We start from the raw sequence: 24,755 nt of genomic DNA, 5'->3' as shown, positions 1-24,755 counted from the left end.
CACTCGTACCTCGTTCATCTGCCCTACGAAACGAATAGGAACAAAAATGCCTAGCTACGCCACTTCCCTAGGCGAGGCAATGCGTTTGCCTTCATAGCGACGTAGCACGATTTGGAAACGTACGATAAGAATCGCCGCGAGCAAAGTTAAACCCGCGCCTAGGCCAATGTAAAAGCCTCGCAATGACAAAGTCTCGGCCCAAGGACTGTAGTGAGACAACCAATAGCCAAACGGGATACTCAAGCCGAATAAGGACACGGCAAAAGCGATCATGGTGGAGCGAGTATCACGGAAGCCTCGCAAGGCACCAGTGAACACAGTTTGCAGCATATCAGGAAATTGATAACAGGAAGAAATCAGTAAGATGCTCGCTGCCAAGGCCACCACTTCCGCATTGTTGCTGTAAATATACGGAATCTGCTCATGAAAGACCTGAGTAATAACAAAACAGGTACTTACGTAAGAAAGCCCTAGCCAGACAATGACACGAATACGTTTTCTTACCCCATCAACGCCCTCTTTTGACATGGCTTTCGCAACAACAATCGCCGTTACCGCGCTCATGGCCATCATTGGAGTAAACAAGAAAGACGTATAAGACATGACTATCTGGCCACCGCCCAATGCTAAATCACCAAAGGACGAAATCAACCACGTCATCGAAGAAAACAAGCCCACCTCAAAAGCAAAGGCAAAGCCCGCTGGCGCGCCAACATTCAAGAGAATTCCAAATTTACGTGTGTAGCGCCACACCAAGCGGGTAAACAAAGGCGTTTTATTGATAAAGCGGTCATAAACAAAAAACATAGATACAGCTAAATACAGAGACAAAGCAGACGCCAATGCCGCACCTTTTGCGCCCATTTCAGGCAGGCCGAACTTGCCGAAAATCAGCACATAATTGAACAAGATATTTAACACTAAACCAAAGCTCGCCACGAACAATGGAAAGCCAGGACGACCTGCGGCTTCAAATAAATTTTTGTAAGCTGTCATGAGTGCCAACATAGGAAGTGCAGGAGCAAAAATATACAAATAAGAAACCGAAACTTCTCTTGTTTCTTCTTCCGTCGCCATCAACCCTGCAAAATAAGGTAATAAGAAAATAGCCAACAAGCTTGCCAACAGACCAAGCCCAACGGATAAACCAACCGCTTGCGACATATACAAGTTAACCAGTTTCGGCTGTCTGCCATGCAAATGACGTGTTACCAAAGGTGTTAGACCAAAGGTCACGCCAATCAAGAAACAACCAACAGGTAGCCATAAGCTCGATGCTAAACCAACTGCCGCCAAATGCAGCGCACTGTAATGACCTAACATAATAGTATCGACCACACTAATCGACAGCTCCAATGTCATCGTTAAAATCATCGGAAACAACAAATGCAGAACTTCTTTTAACACTGGAAAACGCTTAACCACACATCACCGCCGACTATCCATAGAAAACAGCCGAGCAATTTACCACTGATCACCAAATATTGCACCGTTGGTCAGGTTTATTTTGCTTCCCCCACCAACCCGTAGGTCGGATGAGACGAGGAACGAGGCGTGATCCGACATTTCAACCAAACCCAACGGCAGATCACACTCGTACCTCGTTCATCTGCCCTACAAGACAATAGGCCGGCATAATGAAGACACGATCATGATCCGAGATTCCCAACCAAGGTCATGAAATCTCCCACCACATTATCCACCACCAACCCAACCCGTAGTTCGGATGAGACGAGGAGCGAGGAGCGAGGCGTGATCCGACATTTCAACCAAACCCAACGGCAGATCACACTCGTACCTCGTTCATCTGCCCTACAAGACCATAGGCCAGCATAAGGAAGACACGATCATGATCCGAGATTCCCAACCAAGGTCATGAAATCTCCCACCACATTATCCACCACCAACCCAACCCGTAGGTCGGATGAGACGAGGAACGAGGCGTGATCCGACATTTCAACCAAACCCAACGGCAGATCACACTCGTGCCTCGTTCATCTGCCCTACAAAACAAATTCGTAAGTCGGATGAGACGAGGCAAGAGGCGTGATCCGACATCCCCAACCAAGTCCACGAAACCACCAACCACATCCCCCAACACCCACCAAACCGTAGGTCGGATGAGACGAGGAACGAGGCGTGATCCGACATTTACCCGAAATACAACACACAACTTGTATTTACAACTCAATACCGAGAAAATGCCGCTTCATTATTTATTCGACTAAACAGGGAAGAAAATTCTTACATGACCATTCTCAGCACACTTGGCCCATTATTAATCGCCCTACTTTTTGGTTACTGGGTCAATATTAAGGTATTCACACCAACTCGTGTGGCAAAAGGCTTAGAACAGCTTGTGTACCTCATTTTAGGCTTAATCGGCTTTAGCCTTGGGGCGTTAGATAATTTGGCCGAGAAGCTTTTTATTGCTGGTTACCAAGCGATTATTTTCTTTGTCCTGATCAGCGTATTAAGCCTAGGTGGTTTATATCTTAGTGGCCTACGTTTTGGTGGGACGCATGCAGACAGTCTTGCCCAAGGCCCGTCAGACAGCAAAAGCCATGCATTGATGGATGCAGCAAAAACCCTCGCCTGGGTAATAGGTGGCGTCATCGCTGGCATATTTGCCAAGGACTGGCTGACAGGCGTAGACGAGCTAGTAACTAGCTTGCTGTATGTTTTGCTGTTTCTAATTGGCTGTCAGCTCCGCCAAGGTAATCACCGTCTACGTAAGCTTTTCTTGAACTCTCAAGGCGTCATCATAGCGCTTGTCACTATCTTCACCACGCTACTTGCAGGCTGGATTGGCAGCTTTGTATTAGGACTAAGCTGGAACCAAGGGCTAGCGGTCGTCTCAGGCTTCGGCTGGTACAGTTTGTCTGGCATTCTTATTACTGGCTTAGGCGATCCAGTGCTTGGCACCACGGCTTTCTTGCTAGACCTTGGGCGTGAAATTTTAGCACTGATGCTAATTCCATTCTTAGCTAGACTAAACAGCCACATGTCGGTTGGTTATTCTGGCGCCACCGCCATGGATTTTACCTTACCTATGCTTGGTAAATTTCATGGCGCGCAAATCATCCCAGTGTGCATCGCCAGCGGCTTTATTATGAGCATCCTAGTGCCGATTCTTATTCCCTTATTTTTAGGCATGAAATAAAACCTTAACAACCCCCCGTAGGCCGGATGAGACGAGGAACGAGGCGTGATCCGACACATGCTCCAACGGCAGATCACACTCGTGCCTCGTTCATCTGCCCTACAAGAAATGTCAGTAAAGTGTAAGCTCACTCTAAAAAACAAACCTGCTTTCGCAAACTCTGTCATGCTTTTGTAAAAGCGATTGTCTCGGTAAAGAGCCGAGGATTAATCTCAATACACGTCTTGTGCTTTGTAGAACCACTCTTGAGTATTCAAGAAAGATCTTTTGGAAATCAAACAAAGTGTGCAGGTGAAGGGGTCGCTTTGGTAACGTTAAAGCATATAAACTGGCATAAACAGCCTACCTTATGTTAGAACTCTTATGTTACATAGAAACGACGGATCTGATTTTGCAAAGCACAAGGCGTATTTCATTGTTCCTGCTTTGTTTTCGCCCCATGACATACTGGTCCAAAAAATGCGAATCGGACTCCGTCTTAAATGTTAATGCTTTACATCACAAAGTGATAAATCCACAAATAATGGAACACCTTTCCTTATGAAAAAAATAGCTATGAAAAAAACTCTTATCGCGGCGCTGGTCATGTCATCCGTTTCTTTTGCGTACGCAGACGACAGCGCGATTAAATTGGACACTAAAGAACAACGCCTTGGTTACAGCATTGGCACCATGTTTGGTTCACGCATGTCTCAGGATTTCTCAGAACTGGACATGAAAACATTTATGGCTGGTTTTCAAGATTCATTTGCTGGTAAAGAAGGCCAAATGAGCATGGATGAAGTGACTAAAACCATCCAAGATTACCAGCAAGAACAAATGAAAAAAACGCAGCTTGAAGAAGAAAAAGCCGCTGAAGAAGCAAAAGCCGCTTCTGCAGCTTGGCTGAAAGAAAAAGAGGCCGAAGATGGTGTGAAGAAAACCGACTCAGGTTTGCTTTATAAAGTCATCACAGCAGGCGAAGGCGATAAACCAAGCGCCACTGATACAGTAAAAGTTGACTACGAAGGCAGCCTAATCGATGGCACGGTATTCGATAGCTCGTACAAGCGTGGTGAGGCAATTACTTTCCCACTAAATGGCGTAATTCCAGGCTGGACTGAAGGTCTACAACTTATGCCTGTAGGGTCTAAATACGAATTGTATATCCCTGCTGACCTTGCTTATGGCCCTGGTGGCACAGGCCCTATTCCACCAAATGCTGCACTTAAGTTTGTTGTGGAATTACATGATATTGAGAAGCCAGAAGCAACTAAATAATCGCTAATTTCTGCGACTTAAAAAGCCGTCACTGAGTGACGGCTTTTTAATATTTAAAGTAAAACATTAGCACAATATAAAGATTAAATTAAATATCTAATATTCCAATACCTAATTCTTCATAATATTTATAAACTTCTTTTGCGCCATCTCTTGTTTTTTTCCTCAATATTTTTTTTTCAATATTAATAGATTTTAAATTGACATTGTTAAATCTTATATAGCAAGTATAAATCACGGTTGAATAATACGATAAAACAAGTTCGGGCATAACCTCTGTCTCATCAAAAAAAACTTCAGCTGGCTTACCGAGTTTTTTTATTGTATAACCCAAATGAGAGATTTTATCTAATTTATCTGGACTTTCATCTCTATGCGGTATGTAGAATATATTGTACCCTTCGAAATGACTTTTCACATCCTCTAGAATGGCTAACTCATCAGAAAGAAGGATGTTTTTAGTTTCAGACAATTTAGAACCAAAGAAAAAAACATTGCCTACTTCAATTTTTATATCTTTCTTCTTTGGGAATTGAAAATAATTTATCTGACCATCAATCAGCCCGAGGGTCAAATCAAAAGAAGAATACAAATTTGGTGTTTTTAAATTTTTCAAAAAAGACTTAAAAAGCTTATATTTTAAAGCATGGGAATATGGAAAAATATTGTTTCTAATATAGCGACTCTGAGCAATTATAGTGTACGCACCATCATCAAGCAAAATTTCTTCTTTTGGATTTATAGCACTACGAAGCAAAGCCATATTAAAGTTTCTGTATTCACCTATAAAATATTTATCTATTCTCCCACCATAAATAGACTTATATTTAATAACATCACGAATCAAAGAAAATATCTTAAGCAAGCCTTTCTTTTTTCTGTTAACTATTACGTGATCCCATCGATCATCCAACAAAATCAATATCTGCTCATCATTCCCTGAACGTTTACCACTACTTAAATCTATAATCAATATAGATTTGTTTTGATTAAACACCTTTAAAGCAGACATAGCAGAAAGTAACTGAAAGGGTGACTCTATATGGTATAAATTGTACATAAAATCTCAAAAAATCAGTTTTTATTATTTTCATTCTGAATAAATACAGATGCATATATAAAATCGGAAGCCTCATCTATATCGACAGACCTATCAGCGCTCATTTCATAAGAAAAAGTACCTCGAGATGTAAAGAAACTTTTTTCTCTCACTAAAATTTTTGAGTCTATAATATATATCGCACCATTCAGTCGATAATACGTAGGTAGATCTTGACTTCTTTTCCCTTTAACTTCGTCTCGAATGAAATCATCCATACAACCAGACTTAGGTAAAGTATTGCTCCACAATGGAGAGTGGTCAACCTTACAGACAGAAATAATAGAATTAGCACTCTTTTCAAACAATAGCTCAATTGCTTCATCAATATTTTTTGAGGTTCTAAGTGGGCTAGTTGGCTGAAGTAAGACAATATAGTCAAAAGGAGTATCTATAATATTAACAGCATGAATCACGACATCTATAGAACTCGCAGTATCAGAAGAAATTTCATCAGGTCTTATTATAACTTCAGCACCAAACTTTTCAGATATTTCTAATATTTCCTGATCATCAGTACTGACTATTATTTTATCTAAATATAGAGATCTTTGGGCTGCATCAATTGACCAACTAATAAGCGGCTTTCCAGCAAGATCTAATATATTTTTCCTCGGTAAGCGCTTACTACCTCCACGAGCGGGAATGACAGCTAGAAAAGTTTTTCCGTTAAACACCAAAGACCTCGCTATACTCTCTATTCGCTTGATCATACTCATTCATACGACCAATATCTAACCAGTATTCATGTATAGGGAAAGAAATAGTCAGCATGTTTTTTTCAATAAGTTTTTCAAATAAACTCGGCATATCATAATACTGATCATTTGGTATTAGATTTAAAGAATCTTGGCTAAGCATATAAATACCAGCACTAACAAAAAACTTATGAATAGGCTTCTCTATAATAGATGTAATCATATTACCATCAAGATTAACTACACCGTAAGGAACTTGAAAATCATATTCTCTTACGCACATAGTAGCAACGGCACTATGTGATTGGTGGTAATTTAGTAAGCTCTCGAAATTAACATTTGTTAGTAAGTCACCATTCATTACAAAAAATGGTGCATCAGGAGCAGAACCTAAAAGACTCAAAGCCCCAGCAGTTCCCATACGCATTTCTTCATATATGTATTCAATACTGACACCAAAATTTTCTCCATTTCCAAAAAAATCTTTAATCGTATCAGCTTTATAATTTACGCACATTATAATATCAACGAAACCATAACTAGCAAATTGCTCTACTATAGTTTGTAATATTGGCCTATCACCGACCTTAAGCATTGGCTTCGGTGTATCTTGCGTTAAGGGATATAAACGTGTCCCCAAACCTCCAACCATCAAAATGACTTTATTATTCTTTTTTTCAGGCTTTAATAATTCATCAATTTTCTTAAGGCCTATAACATGATTTTCATCATCTACAATCGGGATTTGATATAATTTTTTTGAAAGTGCTTTCTTTATAATGTTTTTATTAGATTCAGTACTATAACCGACTGTTGGCGCTTTAAAGACAATTGATTCAACAATATCGCTTAAACCTAATCCATGTAGTAAACCTCGACGAATATCACCATCAGTGATTGTTCCTATTAGCTTATTATCCGAATCAACAACCAACAATATCTGAAGAGCAGTTCGATCTAGTAGTAACAATGCATCTTTAATAAGAGTGCAATTATTAACCAATATGTCTTTCCAACCATAGCTCATTTATATATCCTTTATCGCAAAAATGGTTTGGCAACATAAAGTACTCTGTTGCTTTCTAAATCTTTAGTTACTGTAGATCCAGCACCGACAACAGCATGCTTACCAATATGAATACCTTGAATAACTCTCGCGCCAGTACCAATATGCACAAAATCCTCTGTTACTACAGCACCACTTAATACAGCCCCAGGAGCTATATGATTCTGATAACCAATCATACAATCATGCTCAACAATCGCACCAGAGTTAATAATACTGCCTTCACCAATATGACTATTAGCGTTAATAATTGCACCTGGCATTACCTGAACACCTTCAGATAATGTCGCATAATCTGAAACTATAGCATTCGGAGATACTAACGAAGCAAAATGATATCCCAATTTTTTGAATTTATCGTGTATTTTAAAGCGCAAATCCTGCCCAGGTAATGAGCCGATTGCATTGACTAAAAAAATATCGCCGCAGTGAAATTCTAGTACATCGTCATCAGATGAGTAGCAATGTAACCCGTCAAATACACCATTAGATTGAGGTAGCTCTTTAGCAACCAAACCCAAGATATTGACATTAAGTTTCCGCAAAATATCTACAATAACAGCAGCATGACCACCGGCACCTAAGACTAGAACTGGTCTATTCAAGAACCAAATCTCCTACTTTATAACTTCTGGATGCAATCTTACTTTGAATTTCCCAGAATCTATATGGAGTATCGCCATTACCTGGTCTTTTTATCGCTAGATCATCGGATGTGATAATTTGACCTTCTTCTATAGGCCTTGCAGCAACGATACTTTTCCTTGCTGCTACTTTGTTTTTGATCTCGGATGGACGGGGCCCTTTGATTGCATCACCTAATGTTTCCTCTACAGAACGAATTGCTTCAACCATGGCTTTAAGCTCTATAGGATCTAATGAAGCCTTGTGATCTGGTCCCTCCATACTTTTATCAAGAGTGAAGTGTTTTTCTATTATTGTTGCACCACGCGCAACAGCAGCTATAGGAACGACAATACCTTCACTATGATCCGAATACCCAACAGCCAAACCGAAAGCAGAAGCTAATGTATCCATAGCTCTGAGATTAATATCGGCAAGTGGTGCTGGATACTCAGTAGTACAATGCAGCACTGTCACTTTATCTTTCAATGCCTTTTTTCCTTCATCCGAAAAGTAGGCGACCTGAAATGCATCAATAGAAGGCTTCGCATTACGAGGAGCCGTATAACCAAAAGCAATAACACCTAATACAGCCTCAACCTCTGCCAAAGTAGCCATGCCTGTTGAAACAATAAGATCACACCCAGTACGAGCATGTTGTAACACCAAAGGCGCATTGGTAATCTCACCAGAAGGGATTTTTAATCGCGTAAGTTTTAAATCATTGACTAAAAAATCCAGACTTTCACTATCAAAAGCAGTTGATAAAAACTCAATCCCCAGTTTATTACAATAAGACACTAACTGATGATGAGTGTCATAACTCAATTCCAAGCGACTCAACATTGCTAACTGAGACTCTTGCTTACCAGTATTAGTAACTTGGTAATCGGCTTGAAGAGCATTTTCTGTAACTAGGTTTTTAGCTTTAAAGGTCTGAAATTTTACAATATCAACGCCCGCTTCATATGCCTTATCGACCAACTGAAAAGCAAGTTTTTCATCACCATTATGATTTACACCTGCCTCTGCAATAATAAGAGTCATACTATTTACTCGCCTTCATGTCATAAAAAGATTTCACTGAAGTGAAATTTAGGTTTTTGATAATAGAAAGAACTTGTCTACTTGCATCCCCCCGACCATAAGGATTATCAACTATCTCATCATCCTTTTTATAGGATCGGTTCAAGGCAGTATTTAATGCATTGCAAATTTCTGTGGCATTAGCCTGACAGTCCAGCACGCTTTTTGCTGCAAGCCGTCCTTTTTGACGCATACCTATATTTACCGTGGGAACATCTAGCGATGGCACTTCAATAATTCCACTAGAAGAATTACCTACTACAACAGAAGCATATTTTATAGCACTTAAGTAACGTGCCTGCCCCAGAGAAGGTATTGCTAATACACGTAGAGGCTGCTTCGCTGCATAAGCTTCCAGCAAAGGTATAATTCGTCTTCCGCCATCATCGGCATTTGGGTAGGTTAAAATAACCTGCACTTCTGGATATTTATCTAGAGCCTCAAGTAATGCATTAAATGATACGACTGGATCCTCATCAGCTAAGGTTACAGGATGATAAGTAACAACTAAATAAGGCTGATTTAGCGGAAAACTAAGAGATGTTGCTAAGTCCTCCAGACTCATAAAGCAACCACGATTCAAATGATCTAAACCAATTGCGCCAACATTAAAAACTCTTTCTGGCGTCTCACCTAGCTGAATAACGCGTTGACGGTATTCTTCTGTCGAGGTGGCATGTAAGTAGCTTAATTTAGTGATAGCGTGACGAATTGCGTCATCGTAGGCACCTTCTGTAATTTCACCGCCATGTAAATGCACGACAGGTATTCTTAGAATCATTGCAGTTTGAGCTGCAGCTAGTGCCTCAAACCTATCACCTAAAATAACTAAAGTATCAGGTGCTAGTCGAGAAAGAGCATCAGCAAACCCTAAAACCCCTAGCCCCATGCTTTTGGCGGTACCCACAGCCGAATCTGATGATAAAAGAATTTCTATTTTTTCATCGATTTTAAAGCCATCTTTTTCTATTTGACGGTATGTTTCACCAAACTCTGGCGATAAATGCATACCAGAAACAAGCAGCTGCAAACATAAATCAGAATCCGATTGGATATCTTTCAGCAACCAATACAAAAGCCCATATTCAGCACGAGTACCGGTAAACACTGCGACCTTTTTTGTCATACCTTATTTGTCCCTAGTTGAATGGGAGAACTTGGTAAATTTATTAGATGTGCCTCTATAAACTCTGAGTTCGTTAAGTCCCCTCTAGGTGACCCAGAAAGAAATGGCAGCCGATGCATTAACTTCCAAATGGGTCGAGTCATCACACCTGAGTCATTGGTTATTTTCAACAAATGGTCTCTGGCTTTTTCATCAGAGCAAATAACCGCATTGAGCCAATAGTTTGACTGAGCATAATCAGGCTCGACGACAAAATTAAATTCAGTGTCTGAAAAAAAATCTTGGTATTGTTGGGCTATTTTGCGTTTTTGTTGAAGAAATGCTGGCAATGACTCCATCTGAGCACAGCCCAATGCTGCATTTAAATTTGGCAGCCTATAATTAAACCCTGGCTCATCATGGAAGAACTCATAAGGATGAGGCACCTTGGCAGTTGTAGTCACATGTTTAGTGTGCTGCCCTAGCTCAGCATCTTTACATAGCACCATACCACCACCACCTGTCGTAATGATTTTATTGCCATTAAAACTTAATGCACCAAGTTCACCTATTGTTCCGGTGTGCTTGCCTTTATAAAAAGAACCTAAGCTTTCAGCGGCATCTTCCACCAGAGAAACATTCCATTTTGCACACACGGCAACCAACTCATCTAGTTCAGCAGGATGGCCAAACGTGTGCATGGGCACAACGGCGCTTATACGTCGTTGGTTTTTCTTATGAAAACACCCCAACTCATTGCTAAATGCGTTATCCGTCAGATAGTTATCTAATGCTACAGGACATAAAGACAAACTGACTTTCGCCACATCAACAAATATCGGCTCTGCGCCCATATGATGCAATGCATTACAGGTTGCCACAAACGTTAACGCCTGTGTAATAACATAATCACCAGATTTCACACCTGCCATATATAACGCAGCATGCAACGCAGCCGTACCATTTACGGTTGCTATAGCCTTTGTAGTCGATGTAAAACCTTCGATTTTCCGCTCAAAATCATCTACATATTTGCCCACACTAGATACAAAGGTGCTTTCTATAGTCTCTGTAACATACTTTAGCTCATTACCATGAAAAGTAGGTGCGTGTAATGGGATAAACTCATTAGTACGATAAAGCTCACGGATAAAACTAACTATTGCAGCACTCATTCGGCACCTTACATTTTGCTATCTAGATATTTGCCTGTCTCTTTGTGACCAAAGTCAGGAATCATTTTGTGAAAAAGCTCAACTATTTGCTCTTTCGTCCAAGCTTTTTCTTTTTTGTAAGTCGATACTTGCTGTTCGAATAGCGCTAAGAGTTCTTGCTGATATATGGGCTCATTTTTTATCACACCTAGATTTTCAAAGCGTGCCATATCGAGGGTTTCTTTGTCGGTAAAAAACTCTTCAAAATCTTTTTCGCCCGTTGTATCACTTGATGTAAATAAACAAGGCCACTTACCTTGTGCAGGTAACGTTTTTGCAAGCTCTCGAGCCTCATCCTCGTTATCACACAGATATGGCTCATAACCTCGCTGCTCTAGGTATTTCACCGCTATATCAGCAAATGTAATCAAATGCAGCGCTTCACTGAGCTTGGGGAAAAATATGTCTCGGTTTTCACCAAAGATACAAGACATCAAACAAAGTTCACCAGACTCTTGCGGCGTCACAAAATAGCGTTTGATATCATTTGGTGCCACGATAGGTTGCTGCTTTTGAATACGCTGATTAAAACCATGCAGCAAAGAACCATCAGAAAATGCTACGTTAGCAAATCGAGCTGTAGAGATAGAAATCTCTTCGCTACGTCGCATTAAAAACATTTCCATTATTCGTTTAGAGGCACCCATCATATTTACAGGGTTAGCAGCTTTATCAGTCGATACACAGAAATATTTTTTAGATCCTTTTTCAATCGACTGTTGAATTGTCTTATCAGTATTAAATACATTTACATCGATCATACGCATGAGCGTAAAAGGATCCTTCTCACTGCGAACATGTTTTAATGCGGATAGGTTTAATACATAATCGTACTGTCCATCTGCTTTAATAAAAGCATCGTATTCAACTGAGCCAATGTCCAGGGCAAATGTTTGAAAATCGCCATTGATATAACCAAAAGAACTCCGGATATCTCTAACTAATTCAACCATGTTATTTTCGCTAATATCGACAACATGAAGCTTTTTCGGGTTACGCTTAAAGATTTCCTTAGTTACTGCTTGCCCTATTGAACCAGCCCCTCCTAAAACAAGAAAACGAGAACAAGAGACTATTCTTAAAAGCTCTTCGCAATTATTTTCCAAATCATTATTGAAAAGCTCCACTTCCCTACCAATCAAAGACAAAATCTTATACATTTTTTCAGAACCTTAAATCACTATTAAAAGAAACGTTTTAAAAATAAAAAAGGGCGTTTGATAAGATATTTAAAATAATAGATACAAAGTCTATCATCAAAAGCCGCCCTTAAATACCCGTCATCATGGTCCTTAACCGCCCCTCTAATAAAGTAAAAAAATCTTTTAACATTATAATTCTTAATTTTCGTTGAAAGATTTTTATTAAAAAAATCAAAAACTTTCAACCCATCAATAAAGTCATTAAATCCAAGCATTTGTTCAAACCTAGAACCTATTGACGTATAATTATCAGCCATAGTCTCTAGTTCAAAAACCATATCCACTAGCTTTTTATTATAAAGATAGCAATCACCTCGCATTAGAGAAATTACTGCTAATAAAACATGAGGGTAAAAGTGAACCATTTTATTACTTGATTTACTTAAAATATATTCAATAATTTCAGTTAATTCATCACATCTAAAAACTAAGCCAGAAACATAAGGTGTGCATTTAAAGACATTGTGCGCACCAACTTTTTTTATTGTACGGCTTCCTCTACGTAATCGACCATTACGACCAACAGCACAAGAAACAAACATAGGCTTTTTAGACTTTAAAAAAACCAATAAGCCAGGAATTTCCTCTAAATTAAAAGCATCCTCATCCGAAGAAAACAAAACATATTCCGTTTCACAGTTCCTCAAAATTTCAATAATATTACCTAGATATCCCAAGTTGCTTGGATTCTTTTTGATTTTTATATTATCGATATCAGAAACCGAAAAAATCTTTTTCAATTCATCATATGTACCATCTGTAGATGCATTATCAATCACTAAATAATTGACATCATATTTATCTAGCTGACCTATAACTTTACTCGCATTTGAAACTATTGCATTTTTCCTGTTATAAGTCGGAACAGCTAAAGTTAAAACCCTATTATTTTTATTTATCGAGATACTCATAAAAACCTTATGTAAGAACTAGTATAAAACAATATTTAAAATATCCTACACTTAAAAATATGGAGAGCTAAAGGACTCAGCAACTTTCTCCTCCAATGTTGCAATATGTACACTATGGGCCTTACATAACGCTATAAACCTTTCATTACTTCCGACATATTGATTTTGTATAACTTGAGGATCGTAATTCTCATTAAAATTTACTTCGGAATTAGAGTTATTAGATACAATTTTAGCCAAAGTATATATATCAGTTTCAATTGAGCAAGCATCTATTATTTCAGATGAAGGAATTAAAGAAGAAGATATCAGAGACAAAATCAATTCACTAAGAGCATCAAAACTAACATAACTTCTCTTCACCACCCCTCTCGCCATGATGTCGATATTTCTTTGATGTTTAGCAGAGTTTATAAAAGAAGATAGAGCAGACCATTCAACATTGGGAGTTAAGCAACCTGAGGCGCCAAAAACTCTAAAAACCTTTAAACTTTTGCACCCAACATTCCAAAATAAACTCTCCTCTCTTCTTTTCAATCTTCCATATAAATCTTTATCACAATTTGAGTCTGTCGCGGCTCCACTTGAAATTAAGTATACTTTTTCTGGCGCTCTATTCTCAATGAATGAGCACGCACTATCACTAATCTCTGTATTGATTCTTACAAACTCTTTCTCACCAAATATAGATATTTTATCTTTAGTCAAAAAAGCAGAATGAATAAAAGCATCAATATTTTTCTGTTGATTCAAATTACTTAATGGAAACGTATCAAAATCATGATCAATACTAGGGATTTTTAACTTACGCCCATCACTACTAAATAGAAAAAGGTGTTTTATTGCTGATTCCAAACCTTTTTTTTCAACATATTTTTTTATAAAGCTTTTACCAAACCAGCCAGTCGAGCCAGTAATAGCAATATTACATTCCGACATATCTATCACCCTCTAAGGCTATCTACATCACTATTTTTTAAAAATGCAATAGAGAAGTATATTTCAGCTTTCATTTATCAATCATTATCTAATGGTGAAATAATCATCTCTCGATTAAATTCTTCTCTATCTAAGAATGGATACATATCCTCGATAGGTTTAGATACCATAACCCCATCGTCTCTTTTCATCGATGACACAGCAGGAATTACTTCTTGAAATTCTGGACAAATAACCTCACAAATAACAGGCCCTTGTATTTTTTTAAGTGTTAACAAAATATTTTCAAGGTTTTCTATAGAATCAGCTTTCAGATATGGAATTCCATAAGCATCTGATATCCTTTGAAAATCAGGACAGCTTAAACCTGAGTCCGAATTAGTACCAGCTAAACGACCTTCAAAAAATTTCGTTTGAGTGGTTTTTATAGATAAGTAACCGCTATTATTCCAAACTAAGATTTTGATAGGTAATTGATTATGAACAATAGTTTGTAACTCTTGAATATTCATCTGGAATGATCCGTCTCCAGTGATTGCATAAGTATCTTGTCTATTTGCTGAAATACAAGCCCCTATTGCAGCCGGTAGAGAGTACCCCATATCAGCCTGAGCGCCAGATGTGATATACCTTTGTGCCCCAGAAATATTCAAAGCTTGTGAGGTAACATAATATGCAGAACCAGCATCAGAAACAATAACGCTATTGTCTCCCATAGTTTTTCCTAACTGATGTATACATTCATACATATTAATGTTTTTTTCATTAATATAAGGGCCTTGGTATACGGGCCATTTATTCTTCCATTTTATACATTGATCCACCCAGTCTGATGGAGCACTATAATCAAAAGTACGACTTTCAAAAAAATCTCTTAAGTCAGCTTCGATCATTAAGTCTATATTTACAGTATTTTTTCTATGCTCTTCACTGTCTATATCTACAACAACAACTTTAGCTTCTCGTGCAAAAAGATCGTATTCAAAGCCAGTTAATGCAACACTAAGTCGAGACCCAAGAACAAGAACAAGGTCCGCATTTTGTACTGAAAAGTTACCAGCTCTGTCACCTTTCGCGCCTAAACGACCAATAGCAAGTGAGTGTGAACTTGGAATAAGATCTATACTCAGATAGGAGAAAACTACAGGTATTTGATATCTCTCAACATAATTCACAAACTTTTTTTCAGTATTACTTAAACGAATACCATTACCAGCAATAATAATAGGTCTTTTAGACGATGATAATAAACTTTCTAGTGCTGATATATCTTTTGCTTCAGGAATAGATGGAAATATTATTGATTCATTCTCTGCTTTAAAATGTCTCAATTGGGCAGGATCAATCCATGCTCCTTGGACGTCCAATGGAATATCAATCCAAACAGGACCTGGGCGACCGTTAGCGCCTAAGTAAACAGCTTTTTCAAGTTCATAAGCGATATCTTCTGGATCATTAATCATAACTGCGTATTTTGTAATAGATTTTACAATTTCAACTATGTTCGCTTCCTGCACACCAAACTGTCTTAAACGCACATCAGTATTATATGTAGTCTCTTTTCTTTTCACTTGGCCTGAAATACATAAGAGAGGAGTACTGTCTTGCCAAGCATCCAATACACCAGTAATAGAGTTTGTGCTTCCACAACCTGTAGTAAAACAAGCCACTCCATATCCAACAGAATGCTTAGCATAGCCAACAGCACTCATAGCGGAAGCTTGCTCATGATGATTATAAATACAATTTAATTTCGAATGATTGCCAAATGCATCATTCAGGAACATAGCACCGCCACCAGTTACGGTAAAAATCGTAGATACACCGAGTACATCAGCTACAAAATCAGCAACATAATCAGCAACTCGAATCTTATTCATCATTTATTCCTCAGCGCTGAATCTAACGCGCCTATTGCTTTTTTAATATTGTCTAAGCTATTAACATAACATATTCGAACATATCCCTCGCCACACTGACCGAAGTTATTACCAGGTAACAAAGCAACGCCTGCTTTCTCAAGAGAAAAATCTGCAAATTCATCACTTGTCATTCCAGTATCCTGGATATTTGGGAAAGCGTATATTGCACCGGTTGGCATCACACAACTAACGCCAGGCAAGGAATTAAGCCCGTCAACCAATACTTTGCGACGTTTATCGTACTCAATTTTCATCATCTTAACTTGAGTTTGATCGCCCTTAATAGCTTCAATACCAGCTCTTTGAATAAATGGAGGAACACATGACACTATGGTTGATACTAGTAACCCCATTTTTTCTATTAATAGTTTTGGTCCAATAGCAACTCCTAATCGCCATCCAGTCATTGCAAAAGCCTTGCTAAAACCATTAATAATAATCGTTCTCTCTTTGCATTTATCTAAATAAGAAGGACTTAAAAACTTTGAACTTTCATTAAAAATTAGTCTTCCATATATTTCATCACTTAATAAATATATTCCATATTCTTGAGCTATTTCAGATACTGCTTTTATATCTGATTCACTCATTACTGCTCCTGTAGGATTGCTAGGAGAGTTGATAATGATCATCTTGGTCTTATCAGTAATTTTTGCCCTTAAATCTTCTGGATTTAAACGAAAGTCGTTCTCTTCTCTTAAAGGAACGGTTACTGGCACTGCTCCACAAGCTTTAATAGCAGAAAAATATGTCGGAAACCCAGGGTCAGGCACAATGACTTCTTCCCCAGGATTTACAACGCATTTAATAGCTAAATAAATGATTGAATTCGCTCCAGGTGTAACCAAAATTTGATCAAGAGTAGGAGTAAAACCTCTTGATAAAGTTGTTGTTTCTTGAACAGCTAATCTAAAATCATACAACCCCATAGAGCTTGTATAATGAGTCTCCCCTGTTTTAATAGCCTCACAGGCAGCTTCTATAATATTTTTTGGAGTATCGAAATCAGGCTCACCAAGCTCAAAGTGCAATATCGATCTACCTTCACGTTCCAACCTTTGTGCCTTATCAAGAGTCGCAAACATAGGCTGACCTTCAACTTGATAAGCGATTTCAGAAAGATTCTTCATACTTAATCCCTCAAAGAATTTTGTTTCTTAAAAATTCACACCACAGAACTCTTCCATTTGCTCTGCTACAAACTCAAAGTGCTCTTCATTCAGCGCAGGGAAGATACCAATCCAGAAGGTTTGGTTCATAGTTCTATCTGTATTCGTTAGCTCACCGACTACACGGTGTTCGACACCAGTGAAATATGGTTGACGTGTCAAGTTCCCAGCAAACAGCAAACGGCTACCAATTTTATTTTGATCTAAAAATTTCAATAAATCTAAGCGAGAAATACCTGACTCTTCTTTGACTGTAACGGGGAACCCGAACCATGAAGGAGTACTATTTTCTGTCGGCTCGGCAATTTCAATAAAATCACTTAATGTGGATAACAAACGAGTTCTTAAATATTCATAATTGCTATTTCGTTTGTCGATAAATTCTTGTGCACTCTCTAACTGAGCCAAGCCACATGCAGCCTGCATATCAGTAATTTTTAAATTATATCCAAGATGAGCATAGACATATTTATGATCATAACCTTGGGGAAGTGAACCAAACTGCTGACCAAAACGGTTACCACAAGTGTCATCGCAACCAGGTGCACAGTAACAATCACGCCCCCAATCTCGGAACGATTCAGCAATCATCTTAAGCTGAGGATTATTAGTAAAAACCGCGCCACCTTCCCCCATAGTTATATGGTGAGCAGGGTAAAAACTAAGTGTACCAATATCGCCAAATGTACCAACCATCTTGCCATCGTATTTAGCACCTAATGCATCACAGCAATCCTCAACTAACCAAAGATTATATTTTTCACAGATCTCTTTTACCTTTCCAACGTTAAAAGGATTTCCTAACGTATGGGCCAGCATAATGGCTTTTGTCTTTGGTGTGATTGCCGCTTCAATAAGGTTAACATCAATATTATGTGTTGCCATATCCACATCAACAAACACAGGGATAGCACCAAACTGAATAATAGGATTTACAGTCGTAGGAAAACCAGCAGCAACACCAATAACTTCATCACCTTTTTTAATAGCGCGGTGACCTAATTTAGGAGAAGTCAAAGCACTAAAAGCAACGAGGTTAGCAGATGAACCAGAGTTAACAGATAAGGCGAATTTAACACCGATAAATTCTGCTAATTTGGCTTCAAACAGCGTATTAAAACGACCAGTTGTTAACCAACCATCAAGTGATGCATCCACCATGTTCTCTAGTTCTGCAGAGCCAATAACTTTACCTGATGGAGGAATAACACTCTCACCTGCAACAAAATTTTTAGGTGCATAAACCTCGGCCGCGTACTCTTTTACTAAGTTATTAATTTGTGCTCGAAGCTCATTTGCTTTTATCGACATTGTTATTCCTGCTCTATAAGTCTTATAAATTTAGTTTTTAAAAACATACCAGAGTTCATTGAGCGCTGCTCATATCTCTCATGTAAGCTTCTATTTCTTCAATACAAACGGGGTACATATCATCATTGTTCAACCAACGTTTGTGCCAAAACACGATACGCTCTAACGTTTCGCCTAAGCGCCATGTTGGTTCCCAATGCAGCCTTGATTTTGCCTTTGATATATCTAACTTTAAAAAATTTGCTTCATGAGGCTGAGGGTTAGAATCTAATTCCCAACTTGCATCCTGTCCCCATTGTGCGACCATCGAGTCTAATATCCACTCAACAGATTTTGCATCGTCATCTTTTGGACCAAAATTCCAACCTTCCGCAACATCTAAATCTTTATCGCCATCATGAGAGAGATATAAAGATTGAGCTAAAACTAAGTAACCACTAAGAGGTTCTAAAACATGCTGCCAAGGACGAGTCGCCAATGGGTTACGCACAACAACAGCACGTTTATCTTGAAATGCATTTAATATGTCAGGGATTAAACGATCGGCAGCCCAATCTCCGCCACCGATAACATTACCTGCTCGAGCAGAGGCAAGCTCGGCACTATTCGGGCCAGAAAAAAAAGACCGGCGGTAGGCGCTAGTCACTAATTCTACACAACCTTTACTGTTGCTATATGGATCATACCCGCCCATAGGTTCATTTTCCCTATAACCCCATTCCCACTCTTTATTTTCATAACACTTATCAGTTGTCACATTCACTATTGCTTTTAAGTTTGGACATTGACGAGCCGCCTCGAGTACATGCACAGTCCCCATAACGTTCGTCATGTAAGTCTCAACCGGCTCTACATAAGAAAGTCTAACTAATGGCTGAGCGGCCATATGAATCAAAATTTCAGGATCAAAGTCTCGCATGCTATTCAGAATGCTCTCGCGATCACGAATATCACCGATATCACTCTGCATACCCTCAGCAACATTAGCGATATCAAAAAGAGCAGGCGTAGTTGGGGGAGCAAGAGAGAAGCCTTTAACCTGCGCACCCATAGTTTGCAACCATAGACTTAACCAGCTCCCTTTAAAGCCTGTGTGTCCAGTCAAGAAAACACGCTTTCCAGACCAAAACTTTGAGTCTACGATGGTTTTCATAATGATTTTAGTCCCATTTTTTCCACGGTGCTTTTCCTGAATCCCATAGCTCTTCCAAATAGTGTTTATCTCTTAACGTATCCATAGGCTGCCAAAAATCTTTATGCTCGTAAGCCATTAACTCTTCATTTTCAGCCAATGTCATGAGGGGAGCCTGCTCCCAAATACATTCATCACTATCCAACAAATCCAGTACTTTTGGGGATAAAACAAAAAAACCGCCATTAATCATGGCACCATCGCCTTTTGGTTTTTCTTTAAAGCTTCGAACTAATCCATTCTTCATATCCAAAGCACCAAACCGACCAGGAGGATAAGTTGCAGTGAGAGTAGCTAGCTTTCCATGTGAACGATGAAATTTAATTGTTTCCGCAATATCTAAATCAGAAACACCATCGCCATATGTAAAACAAAACGCGTCCTCATCTTTTATATGATCAGCGACTCGACGCAGACGCCCACCTGTCATTGAATTATCTCCAGTATCGACTAATGTCACCATCCAAGGTTCGGCACGCATTTGATGCACTGTCATTTTATTATCTTGCATATTAAAAGTGACATCAGACATATGTAAAAAGTAGTTTGCAAAATACTCTTTAATAACATATCCCTTGTAGCCACAACATACGACAAAATCAGTAATTCCATGATATGAGTACATTTTCATGATATGCCAAAGTATAGGCTTACCACCAATTTCAACCATAGGTTTTGGTCGAATGCTCGTCTCTTCACTTAGCCTAGTTCCAAGTCCACCAGCCAAAATAACCGCTTTCATATACACTCCTATTATCTTTTATGATGCTACGAATGCATCTGAATAAAAACTGCTTTTATCAAGACCAGATTCAATTAGAGCTTCTCTACTCTTGTTAATCATATCCATTGAACCACAAGCGTACACTTCAGCATCAATTAAGCTAATGCCATCTGATAGCAAGCAGTCTTGTACATATCCACTTCGACCACCCCAACCGCTTTCTTCTCTCGATAAGCATAAAGAAACATGAACATTTTCGAATTTCTTAGCCAAATCTAACGGACTGTCATCATAAAATAATTCAGAATGTCGATTACCCCAATAAATATAAATAGGGCGGTTCAGCTTCTCATCATAAATAAGTTTAGACACTATTGCTTTTACTGGTGCAAACCCAGTTCCAGTTGCAAGAAATATAATAGGGCCAGTTTTAGTATCACGAAAAAAGAAAGAACCTTTTGGCCCCTCAATTTGTAATAATTGCCCCTCCGGTACAGGCGAAAAAATTTTGCTACTCATTGCACCATCTGAGACTTTTTTGAAATGTAACTCAAGCGTATTTTTTGCATTAGGAATTGAGGCTATAGAATAGCTTCTCACTACGCCGTTGTATTTTAAATCAATATACTGTCCAGGAAGAAAATTGAAAATATTCTTCGGAGGTAGCCTTAACTCCAAAACCATAATGTCCGAACTATGATGCAAAATCCTATTTACTTTGGCAGGAACAGTAAGACATTTAATATCTGCTAACTCTGGAAAATAGTCAGCTTCTAATGTCATATTACAAGATGCTTTCACTTGGCAAGTTAACAAGTCACTGTTGTCAGCCTGATGGTTTTCTGATGTAACGATTTTTGCCTCACAAGCGCCACAGCTCCCTGTTTTACAGCTGTGTTCAAGTACAATACCTGCATCTAGAGCCGAATCTAGAATTGTTTTTTCAGGCAGACTTTCAAAAACAACACCAGAAGGTAGCAAAGTTATTATGTGTTTTTTTTCTTCACCTATCATTTATTACAACCATCACTAGATAAAAAATAGAAATCTTAAATTTCCACTACATATTTAAAAAAGTTTGCAACTAATAACCCAGCAATTTTTGGGCTAGAAGCTTCCACATAACACCTCAACTCAGGCGCATTACCAGACGGTCTTAGATGAACAATATCGCCATTGTTTAACGCCATACGAAGACCATCCGTTTCATCAATGTAAACGACTTCTAAGAATTTACCTTCTTGCATTATTGCTGATAAAAGTTCAGTTTGCTTAGCCTTGCTGGTTTTAATATCCACTATCAGCTGTTTACTAACATCCGTTGGAATATTTTTGATTCGATCACTGGCGGTATAGCGCTGTGGATAGTCATTGGTTAACTGGCTGATTGGTCTAGCTTGTTCAAACGACATAGCCAATACAATTAAAGCAGGCAAGACAGAGTCGCGCGTTGGTAAAGCATGCAGTGTTTCGCCATTCACAACAAAGTCCGCCCCTACCAAAAAACCGCCATTGGCTTCATAACCAACTATTCTGGCGTCGGGTGATTGTTGCAATAGCTCTTCCATACCTGCAATAACATAAGGAGAGCCGATTCTAGTTCTCAGTGCCACTCGTTCAGTTTTTTGCAATGCACCTCTCAACTCAAGAACGGTATTCACATTCACCGGCGCGGCCACATGGGTTGCTTCTAAATAATCGGCACACAACACACCCAGAATATCACCCCGTAGCCACTCGCCTTTCTCATTGGCAATAAGTGGACGATCTCCATCACCATCTGTGGATATAATGGCATCCAGCTTATATTCTTTAGACCAATTTAGTCCTTTCAACACATCTTCGACCGATACCGCTTCCGTATCGATCGGCACAAAAGTCTCTGTGCGTTCTAACGAAATCACCTCAGCACCGAAATGAGCCAATAGTTCTTTAATCACATCACGTGCCACACTGGAGTGTTCATAAACACCAACACGTTTACCTTGCAGCATATTAGATGGAAAAAGCGAGGTATACCGCTGTTTAAAAAGTTCAATAGCAGAGCGGTCAGCGACAGGCAAAGCGAACAGAGCAGCTTGATCAGAAACAAACTCCGGCAAATCAACCAAGCCATCCATAATAGAGGCTTCGTCAGCTTTGCTAATCTCACCGTCCGGACGGTAAAACTTAATACCATTACGATCAAAAGGAATATGACTTCCCGTAATCATCACGGCTGGCATGTTATTTTGCATGGCATAAAACGCCAAAGCAGGTGTGGGCAAAGCACCACAAAACGCCACTTTGGCACCAAATGATTCAGCAGCAAGCACACAAGCCTTAGCAATATCAGAACTACTAGGTCGTAAATCCATACCAATCGCAACACGTTCAGAAAAGGGGCAAACCGTTTGCAGAAAAGAACGAACAAAAGCAAAGCACAACGCTGGTGTTAAATCCTTAACCAAACCACGCACACCACTGGTACCAAAGGCAACGCCCAACTCTTCGCTCAGTTGTTTTACTAGTGTAAAACTAGTAGTCATTTTACCCATCCCAACTTAACGACCATGTTCTTAACGACCATAGCGATCACTAAAGCGTACAATATCGTCTTCACCTAGATAGCTACCCGATTGAACTTCTACCAGCTCTAAAGGAATCTTCCCTGGATTTTCTAACGCATGGACCACACCAACAGGAATGTAAGTAGACTCGTTTTCAGTCAGCAAGATTTCACGGTCGCCGTTTTGCACTTTAGCCGTACCAGACACAACCACCCAATGCTCGGCACGATGATGATGCATTTGCATGCTTAATTTCTCACCGGGTTTGACCATGATACGTTTAACTTGATGGCGGCCACCAAGGTCTACGGTTTGGTAGGTCCCCCAAGGACGATGCACTGTGGTGTGATACATATGCTCTTCACGGCCTTCGGCTTGAATACGCTGAACTATCTTCTTAACATCTTGGGCATTGTTTTTATCCATCACCAAAACCGCATCGGCGGTTTCGACAATCACCAAACCCTGCACACCAACCGCGGCAATCAAACGAGATTCAGATCGGATAAAGCAATCAGTAGAGCCTTCTGCCATCACATCGCCCAATAGCACGTTGCTGTCAGCATCTTTATCGGCATAGTCATATAACGCATCCCAAGCACCGATATCACTCCAATCTCCCGCATAAGGCACAACCTTGGCTTTTTTTGTTGGCTCCATCACTGCAAAATCGATGGACTCTTCAGGGCATTGAGCAAACAAATCCGCATCAATGCGCACAAAATCTAAGTCTTCGCTACGCTGCTCAAAGGCCTTATTCACCGCTTGATAAATATCATCACGGTGAATAGCCAACTCACCTAAAAAGGCTTTTGCACGGAACAAAAACATACCGCTGTTCCATAAATAATCACCAGAGTCCAAATAGGCTTGGGCTTTTTCCAGATTAGGCTTTTCAACAAACTCAGCGACTGCGAAATTCTCGCCTGAACGGATGTAGCCATAACCCGTTTCAGGGCGCGTCGGTTGTACTCCGAAAGTCACTAAAGCATCTTGTGTAGCCAATTCAACCGCTTGCTTAATCGTTGCTTCAAATGCCACCAAATCACGGATAACATGATCCGCAGGCAAGACCAACATAAGCGCATCATCAGATTGGCTTCGTAATGCTTCCAAGGCAGCCAAAGCAATCGCTGGAGCCGTATTGCGGCCCTTAGGCTCTAGAACGATACGGGATTGTTTAACGCCTATAGATTGCAACTGCTGCGCAATCAAAAAACGATGATCCTCATTACATACCACAATGGGATCTGCCACTTCCAAAGACAAAGTGCGAAGCATAGTTTGCTGGAGAAGACTGTACTCTTTATCTGTCAGTGGCAAACACTGCTTAGCAAAATACTCGCGGGATAACGGCCACAAACGGCTTCCTATACCACCGGATAAAATAACCGGAATAATTTTCAAAACAGATCCTTCGCGTGTGACAAAATAATGCATCTAGTCTAGCAAAACTAAGAGATAAGAAATATAAGAATGGATTAAAGAAGGACAAATAAAGGATAGAACCCTACCGGCAAG

21 protein-coding genes are annotated in these 24,755 nt (G+C 39.4%); 2 read left to right on the top strand and 19 right to left on the bottom strand.

What is annotated here, in order from left to right; all coding sequences use genetic code 11:
* Window positions 1-54: 54 nt before the first annotated feature.
* A complete protein-coding gene (locus tag AC2A4J_RS03990) occupies window positions 55-1,407 on the bottom strand; it encodes an MATE family efflux transporter (RefSeq protein ID WP_484175016.1) in 1,353 nt (450 codons plus the stop codon).
* An 841-nt stretch (window positions 1,408-2,248) separates the two neighbouring features.
* On the opposite strand from AC2A4J_RS03990, the gene AC2A4J_RS03985 reads away from it, so the two are divergent.
* Both AC2A4J_RS03985 and bamJ read left to right on the top strand, forming a co-directional pair.
* Entirely contained in the window at window positions 2,249-3,163 is a 915-nt protein-coding gene (locus tag AC2A4J_RS03985; RefSeq protein WP_484175015.1) for a LysO family transporter, read from the top strand.
* 555 nt (window positions 3,164-3,718) lie between these two features.
* Entirely contained in the window at window positions 3,719-4,423 is a 705-nt protein-coding gene (gene bamJ, locus AC2A4J_RS03980) for a BamJ family beta-barrel-assembly machinery protein (protein ID WP_484175014.1), read from the top strand.
* Window positions 4,424-4,511: 88 nt separating this feature from the next.
* On the opposite strand, the gene AC2A4J_RS03975 is transcribed toward bamJ, so the two are convergent.
* From AC2A4J_RS03975 to AC2A4J_RS03890, 18 genes are all read right to left on the bottom strand, one after another.
* The gene (locus AC2A4J_RS03975; RefSeq protein ID WP_484175013.1) at window positions 4,512-5,483 is read right to left on the bottom strand and encodes a hypothetical protein; all 972 of its coding nucleotides are present in this window, start codon (window positions 5,481-5,483) and stop codon (window positions 4,512-4,514) included.
* Between the two features lie 14 nt (window positions 5,484-5,497).
* The gene (locus AC2A4J_RS03970) at window positions 5,498-6,199 is read right to left on the bottom strand and encodes an acylneuraminate cytidylyltransferase family protein (RefSeq protein ID WP_484175012.1); all 702 of its coding nucleotides are present in this window, start codon (window positions 6,197-6,199) and stop codon (window positions 5,498-5,500) included.
* Entirely contained in the window at window positions 6,192-7,247 is a 1,056-nt protein-coding gene (locus tag AC2A4J_RS03965; protein WP_484175011.1) for a nucleotidyltransferase family protein, read from the bottom strand. Before AC2A4J_RS03965 ends, AC2A4J_RS03970 begins: the two co-directional genes overlap by 8 nt.
* Window positions 7,248-7,258: 11 nt before the next feature.
* A complete protein-coding gene (locus AC2A4J_RS03960; protein ID WP_484175010.1) occupies window positions 7,259-7,891 on the bottom strand; it encodes an acetyltransferase in 633 nt (210 codons plus the stop codon).
* The gene (gene neuB, locus AC2A4J_RS03955) at window positions 7,884-8,957 is read right to left on the bottom strand and encodes an N-acetylneuraminate synthase (RefSeq protein WP_484175009.1); all 1,074 of its coding nucleotides are present in this window, start codon (window positions 8,955-8,957) and stop codon (window positions 7,884-7,886) included. The genes AC2A4J_RS03960 and neuB overlap by 8 nt, the downstream gene beginning before the upstream one ends.
* A gap of 1 nt (window position 8,958) precedes the next feature.
* The gene (gene neuC / locus AC2A4J_RS03950; RefSeq protein ID WP_484175008.1) at window positions 8,959-10,122 is read right to left on the bottom strand and encodes a UDP-N-acetylglucosamine 2-epimerase; all 1,164 of its coding nucleotides are present in this window, start codon (window positions 10,120-10,122) and stop codon (window positions 8,959-8,961) included.
* Window positions 10,119-11,276, bottom strand: coding sequence for a LegC family aminotransferase (locus tag AC2A4J_RS03945; RefSeq protein ID WP_484175007.1), 1,158 nt, complete (start codon window positions 11,274-11,276; stop codon window positions 10,119-10,121). The genes neuC and AC2A4J_RS03945 overlap by 4 nt, the downstream gene beginning before the upstream one ends.
* An 8-nt stretch (window positions 11,277-11,284) precedes the next feature.
* On the bottom strand, window positions 11,285-12,475 hold the full coding sequence (locus tag AC2A4J_RS03940) for a UDP-N-acetylglucosamine 4,6-dehydratase (protein WP_484175006.1): 1,191 nt from the start codon (window positions 12,473-12,475) through the stop codon (window positions 11,285-11,287).
* A gap of 23 nt (window positions 12,476-12,498) precedes the next feature.
* A complete protein-coding gene (locus tag AC2A4J_RS03935; RefSeq protein WP_484175005.1) occupies window positions 12,499-13,428 on the bottom strand; it encodes a glycosyltransferase in 930 nt (309 codons plus the stop codon).
* Between the two features lie 51 nt (window positions 13,429-13,479).
* A complete protein-coding gene (locus AC2A4J_RS03930) occupies window positions 13,480-14,367 on the bottom strand; it encodes an NAD-dependent epimerase/dehydratase family protein (RefSeq protein ID WP_484175004.1) in 888 nt (295 codons plus the stop codon).
* Between the two features lie 77 nt (window positions 14,368-14,444).
* Window positions 14,445-16,247, bottom strand: a complete 1,803-nt coding sequence (locus AC2A4J_RS03925) for a thiamine pyrophosphate-binding protein (protein WP_484175003.1) — start codon at window positions 16,245-16,247, stop codon at window positions 14,445-14,447.
* Window positions 16,247-17,419 (bottom strand): pyridoxal phosphate-dependent aminotransferase, encoded by a 1,173-nt coding sequence (locus AC2A4J_RS03920; RefSeq protein ID WP_484175002.1) that lies wholly within the window; start codon window positions 17,417-17,419, stop codon window positions 16,247-16,249. The genes AC2A4J_RS03925 and AC2A4J_RS03920 overlap by 1 nt, the downstream gene beginning before the upstream one ends.
* Window positions 17,420-17,446: 27 nt before the next feature.
* Window positions 17,447-18,769, bottom strand: a complete 1,323-nt coding sequence (rfbH, locus tag AC2A4J_RS03915) for a lipopolysaccharide biosynthesis protein RfbH (RefSeq protein WP_484175001.1) — start codon at window positions 18,767-18,769, stop codon at window positions 17,447-17,449.
* A 55-nt stretch (window positions 18,770-18,824) separates the two neighbouring features.
* Window positions 18,825-19,922 carry a CDP-glucose 4,6-dehydratase gene (gene rfbG / locus AC2A4J_RS03910; protein ID WP_484175000.1) on the bottom strand — a complete coding sequence of 366 codons (1,098 nt, stop codon included), beginning with the start codon at window positions 19,920-19,922 and terminating at the stop codon, window positions 18,825-18,827.
* Window positions 19,923-19,929: 7 nt separating this feature from the next.
* Window positions 19,930-20,703, bottom strand: a complete 774-nt coding sequence (rfbF, locus tag AC2A4J_RS03905; protein ID WP_484174999.1) for a glucose-1-phosphate cytidylyltransferase — start codon at window positions 20,701-20,703, stop codon at window positions 19,930-19,932.
* Between the two features lie 18 nt (window positions 20,704-20,721).
* A complete protein-coding gene (locus AC2A4J_RS03900; protein ID WP_484174998.1) occupies window positions 20,722-21,699 on the bottom strand; it encodes an FAD-binding oxidoreductase in 978 nt (325 codons plus the stop codon).
* Window positions 21,700-21,734: 35 nt separating this feature from the next.
* Window positions 21,735-23,213 (bottom strand): phosphomannomutase, encoded by a 1,479-nt coding sequence (locus tag AC2A4J_RS03895; RefSeq protein ID WP_484174997.1) that lies wholly within the window; start codon window positions 23,211-23,213, stop codon window positions 21,735-21,737.
* A 30-nt stretch (window positions 23,214-23,243) separates the two neighbouring features.
* Window positions 23,244-24,641, bottom strand: coding sequence for a mannose-1-phosphate guanylyltransferase/mannose-6-phosphate isomerase (locus AC2A4J_RS03890; protein WP_484174996.1), 1,398 nt, complete (start codon window positions 24,639-24,641; stop codon window positions 23,244-23,246).
* Window positions 24,642-24,755: the final 114 nt, after the last annotated feature.

Source organism: Marinomonas sp. ATLA20 (genome assembly GCF_057180105.1).
The sequence above is the reverse complement of the archived record's forward strand: the minus strand, read 5'-3'. Positions and strand labels throughout refer to the sequence as shown.

Excerpts from the sequence above, each read along its gene's own strand:
- AC2A4J_RS03985 (WP_484175015.1), top strand. The coding sequence starts at position 2,249 with ATGACCATTCTCAGCACACTTGGCCCATTATTAATCGCCCTACTTTTT.
- bamJ (WP_484175014.1), top strand. The coding sequence starts at position 3,719 with ATGAAAAAAACTCTTATCGCGGCGCTGGTCATGTCATCCGTTTCTTTT.
- AC2A4J_RS03975 (WP_484175013.1), bottom strand. The coding sequence starts at position 5,483 with ATGTACAATTTATACCATATAGAGTCACCCTTTCAGTTACTTTCTGCT.
- AC2A4J_RS03965 (WP_484175011.1), bottom strand. The coding sequence starts at position 7,247 with ATGAGCTATGGTTGGAAAGACATATTGGTTAATAATTGCACTCTTATT.
- neuB (WP_484175009.1), bottom strand. The coding sequence starts at position 8,957 with ATGACTCTTATTATTGCAGAGGCAGGTGTAAATCATAATGGTGATGAA.
- neuC (WP_484175008.1), bottom strand. The coding sequence starts at position 10,122 with ATGACAAAAAAGGTCGCAGTGTTTACCGGTACTCGTGCTGAATATGGG.
- AC2A4J_RS03945 (WP_484175007.1), bottom strand. The coding sequence starts at position 11,276 with ATGAGTGCTGCAATAGTTAGTTTTATCCGTGAGCTTTATCGTACTAAT.
- AC2A4J_RS03940 (WP_484175006.1), bottom strand. The coding sequence starts at position 12,475 with ATGTATAAGATTTTGTCTTTGATTGGTAGGGAAGTGGAGCTTTTCAAT.
- AC2A4J_RS03935 (WP_484175005.1), bottom strand. The coding sequence starts at position 13,428 with ATGAGTATCTCGATAAATAAAAATAATAGGGTTTTAACTTTAGCTGTT.
- AC2A4J_RS03930 (WP_484175004.1), bottom strand. The coding sequence starts at position 14,367 with ATGTCGGAATGTAATATTGCTATTACTGGCTCGACTGGCTGGTTTGGT.
- AC2A4J_RS03925 (WP_484175003.1), bottom strand. The coding sequence starts at position 16,247 with ATGAATAAGATTCGAGTTGCTGATTATGTTGCTGATTTTGTAGCTGAT.
- AC2A4J_RS03920 (WP_484175002.1), bottom strand. The coding sequence starts at position 17,419 with ATGAAGAATCTTTCTGAAATCGCTTATCAAGTTGAAGGTCAGCCTATG.
- rfbH (WP_484175001.1), bottom strand. The coding sequence starts at position 18,769 with ATGTCGATAAAAGCAAATGAGCTTCGAGCACAAATTAATAACTTAGTA.
- rfbG (WP_484175000.1), bottom strand. The coding sequence starts at position 19,922 with ATGAAAACCATCGTAGACTCAAAGTTTTGGTCTGGAAAGCGTGTTTTC.
- rfbF (WP_484174999.1), bottom strand. The coding sequence starts at position 20,703 with ATGAAAGCGGTTATTTTGGCTGGTGGACTTGGAACTAGGCTAAGTGAA.
- AC2A4J_RS03900 (WP_484174998.1), bottom strand. The coding sequence starts at position 21,699 with ATGATAGGTGAAGAAAAAAAACACATAATAACTTTGCTACCTTCTGGT.
- AC2A4J_RS03895 (WP_484174997.1), bottom strand. The coding sequence starts at position 23,213 with ATGACTACTAGTTTTACACTAGTAAAACAACTGAGCGAAGAGTTGGGC.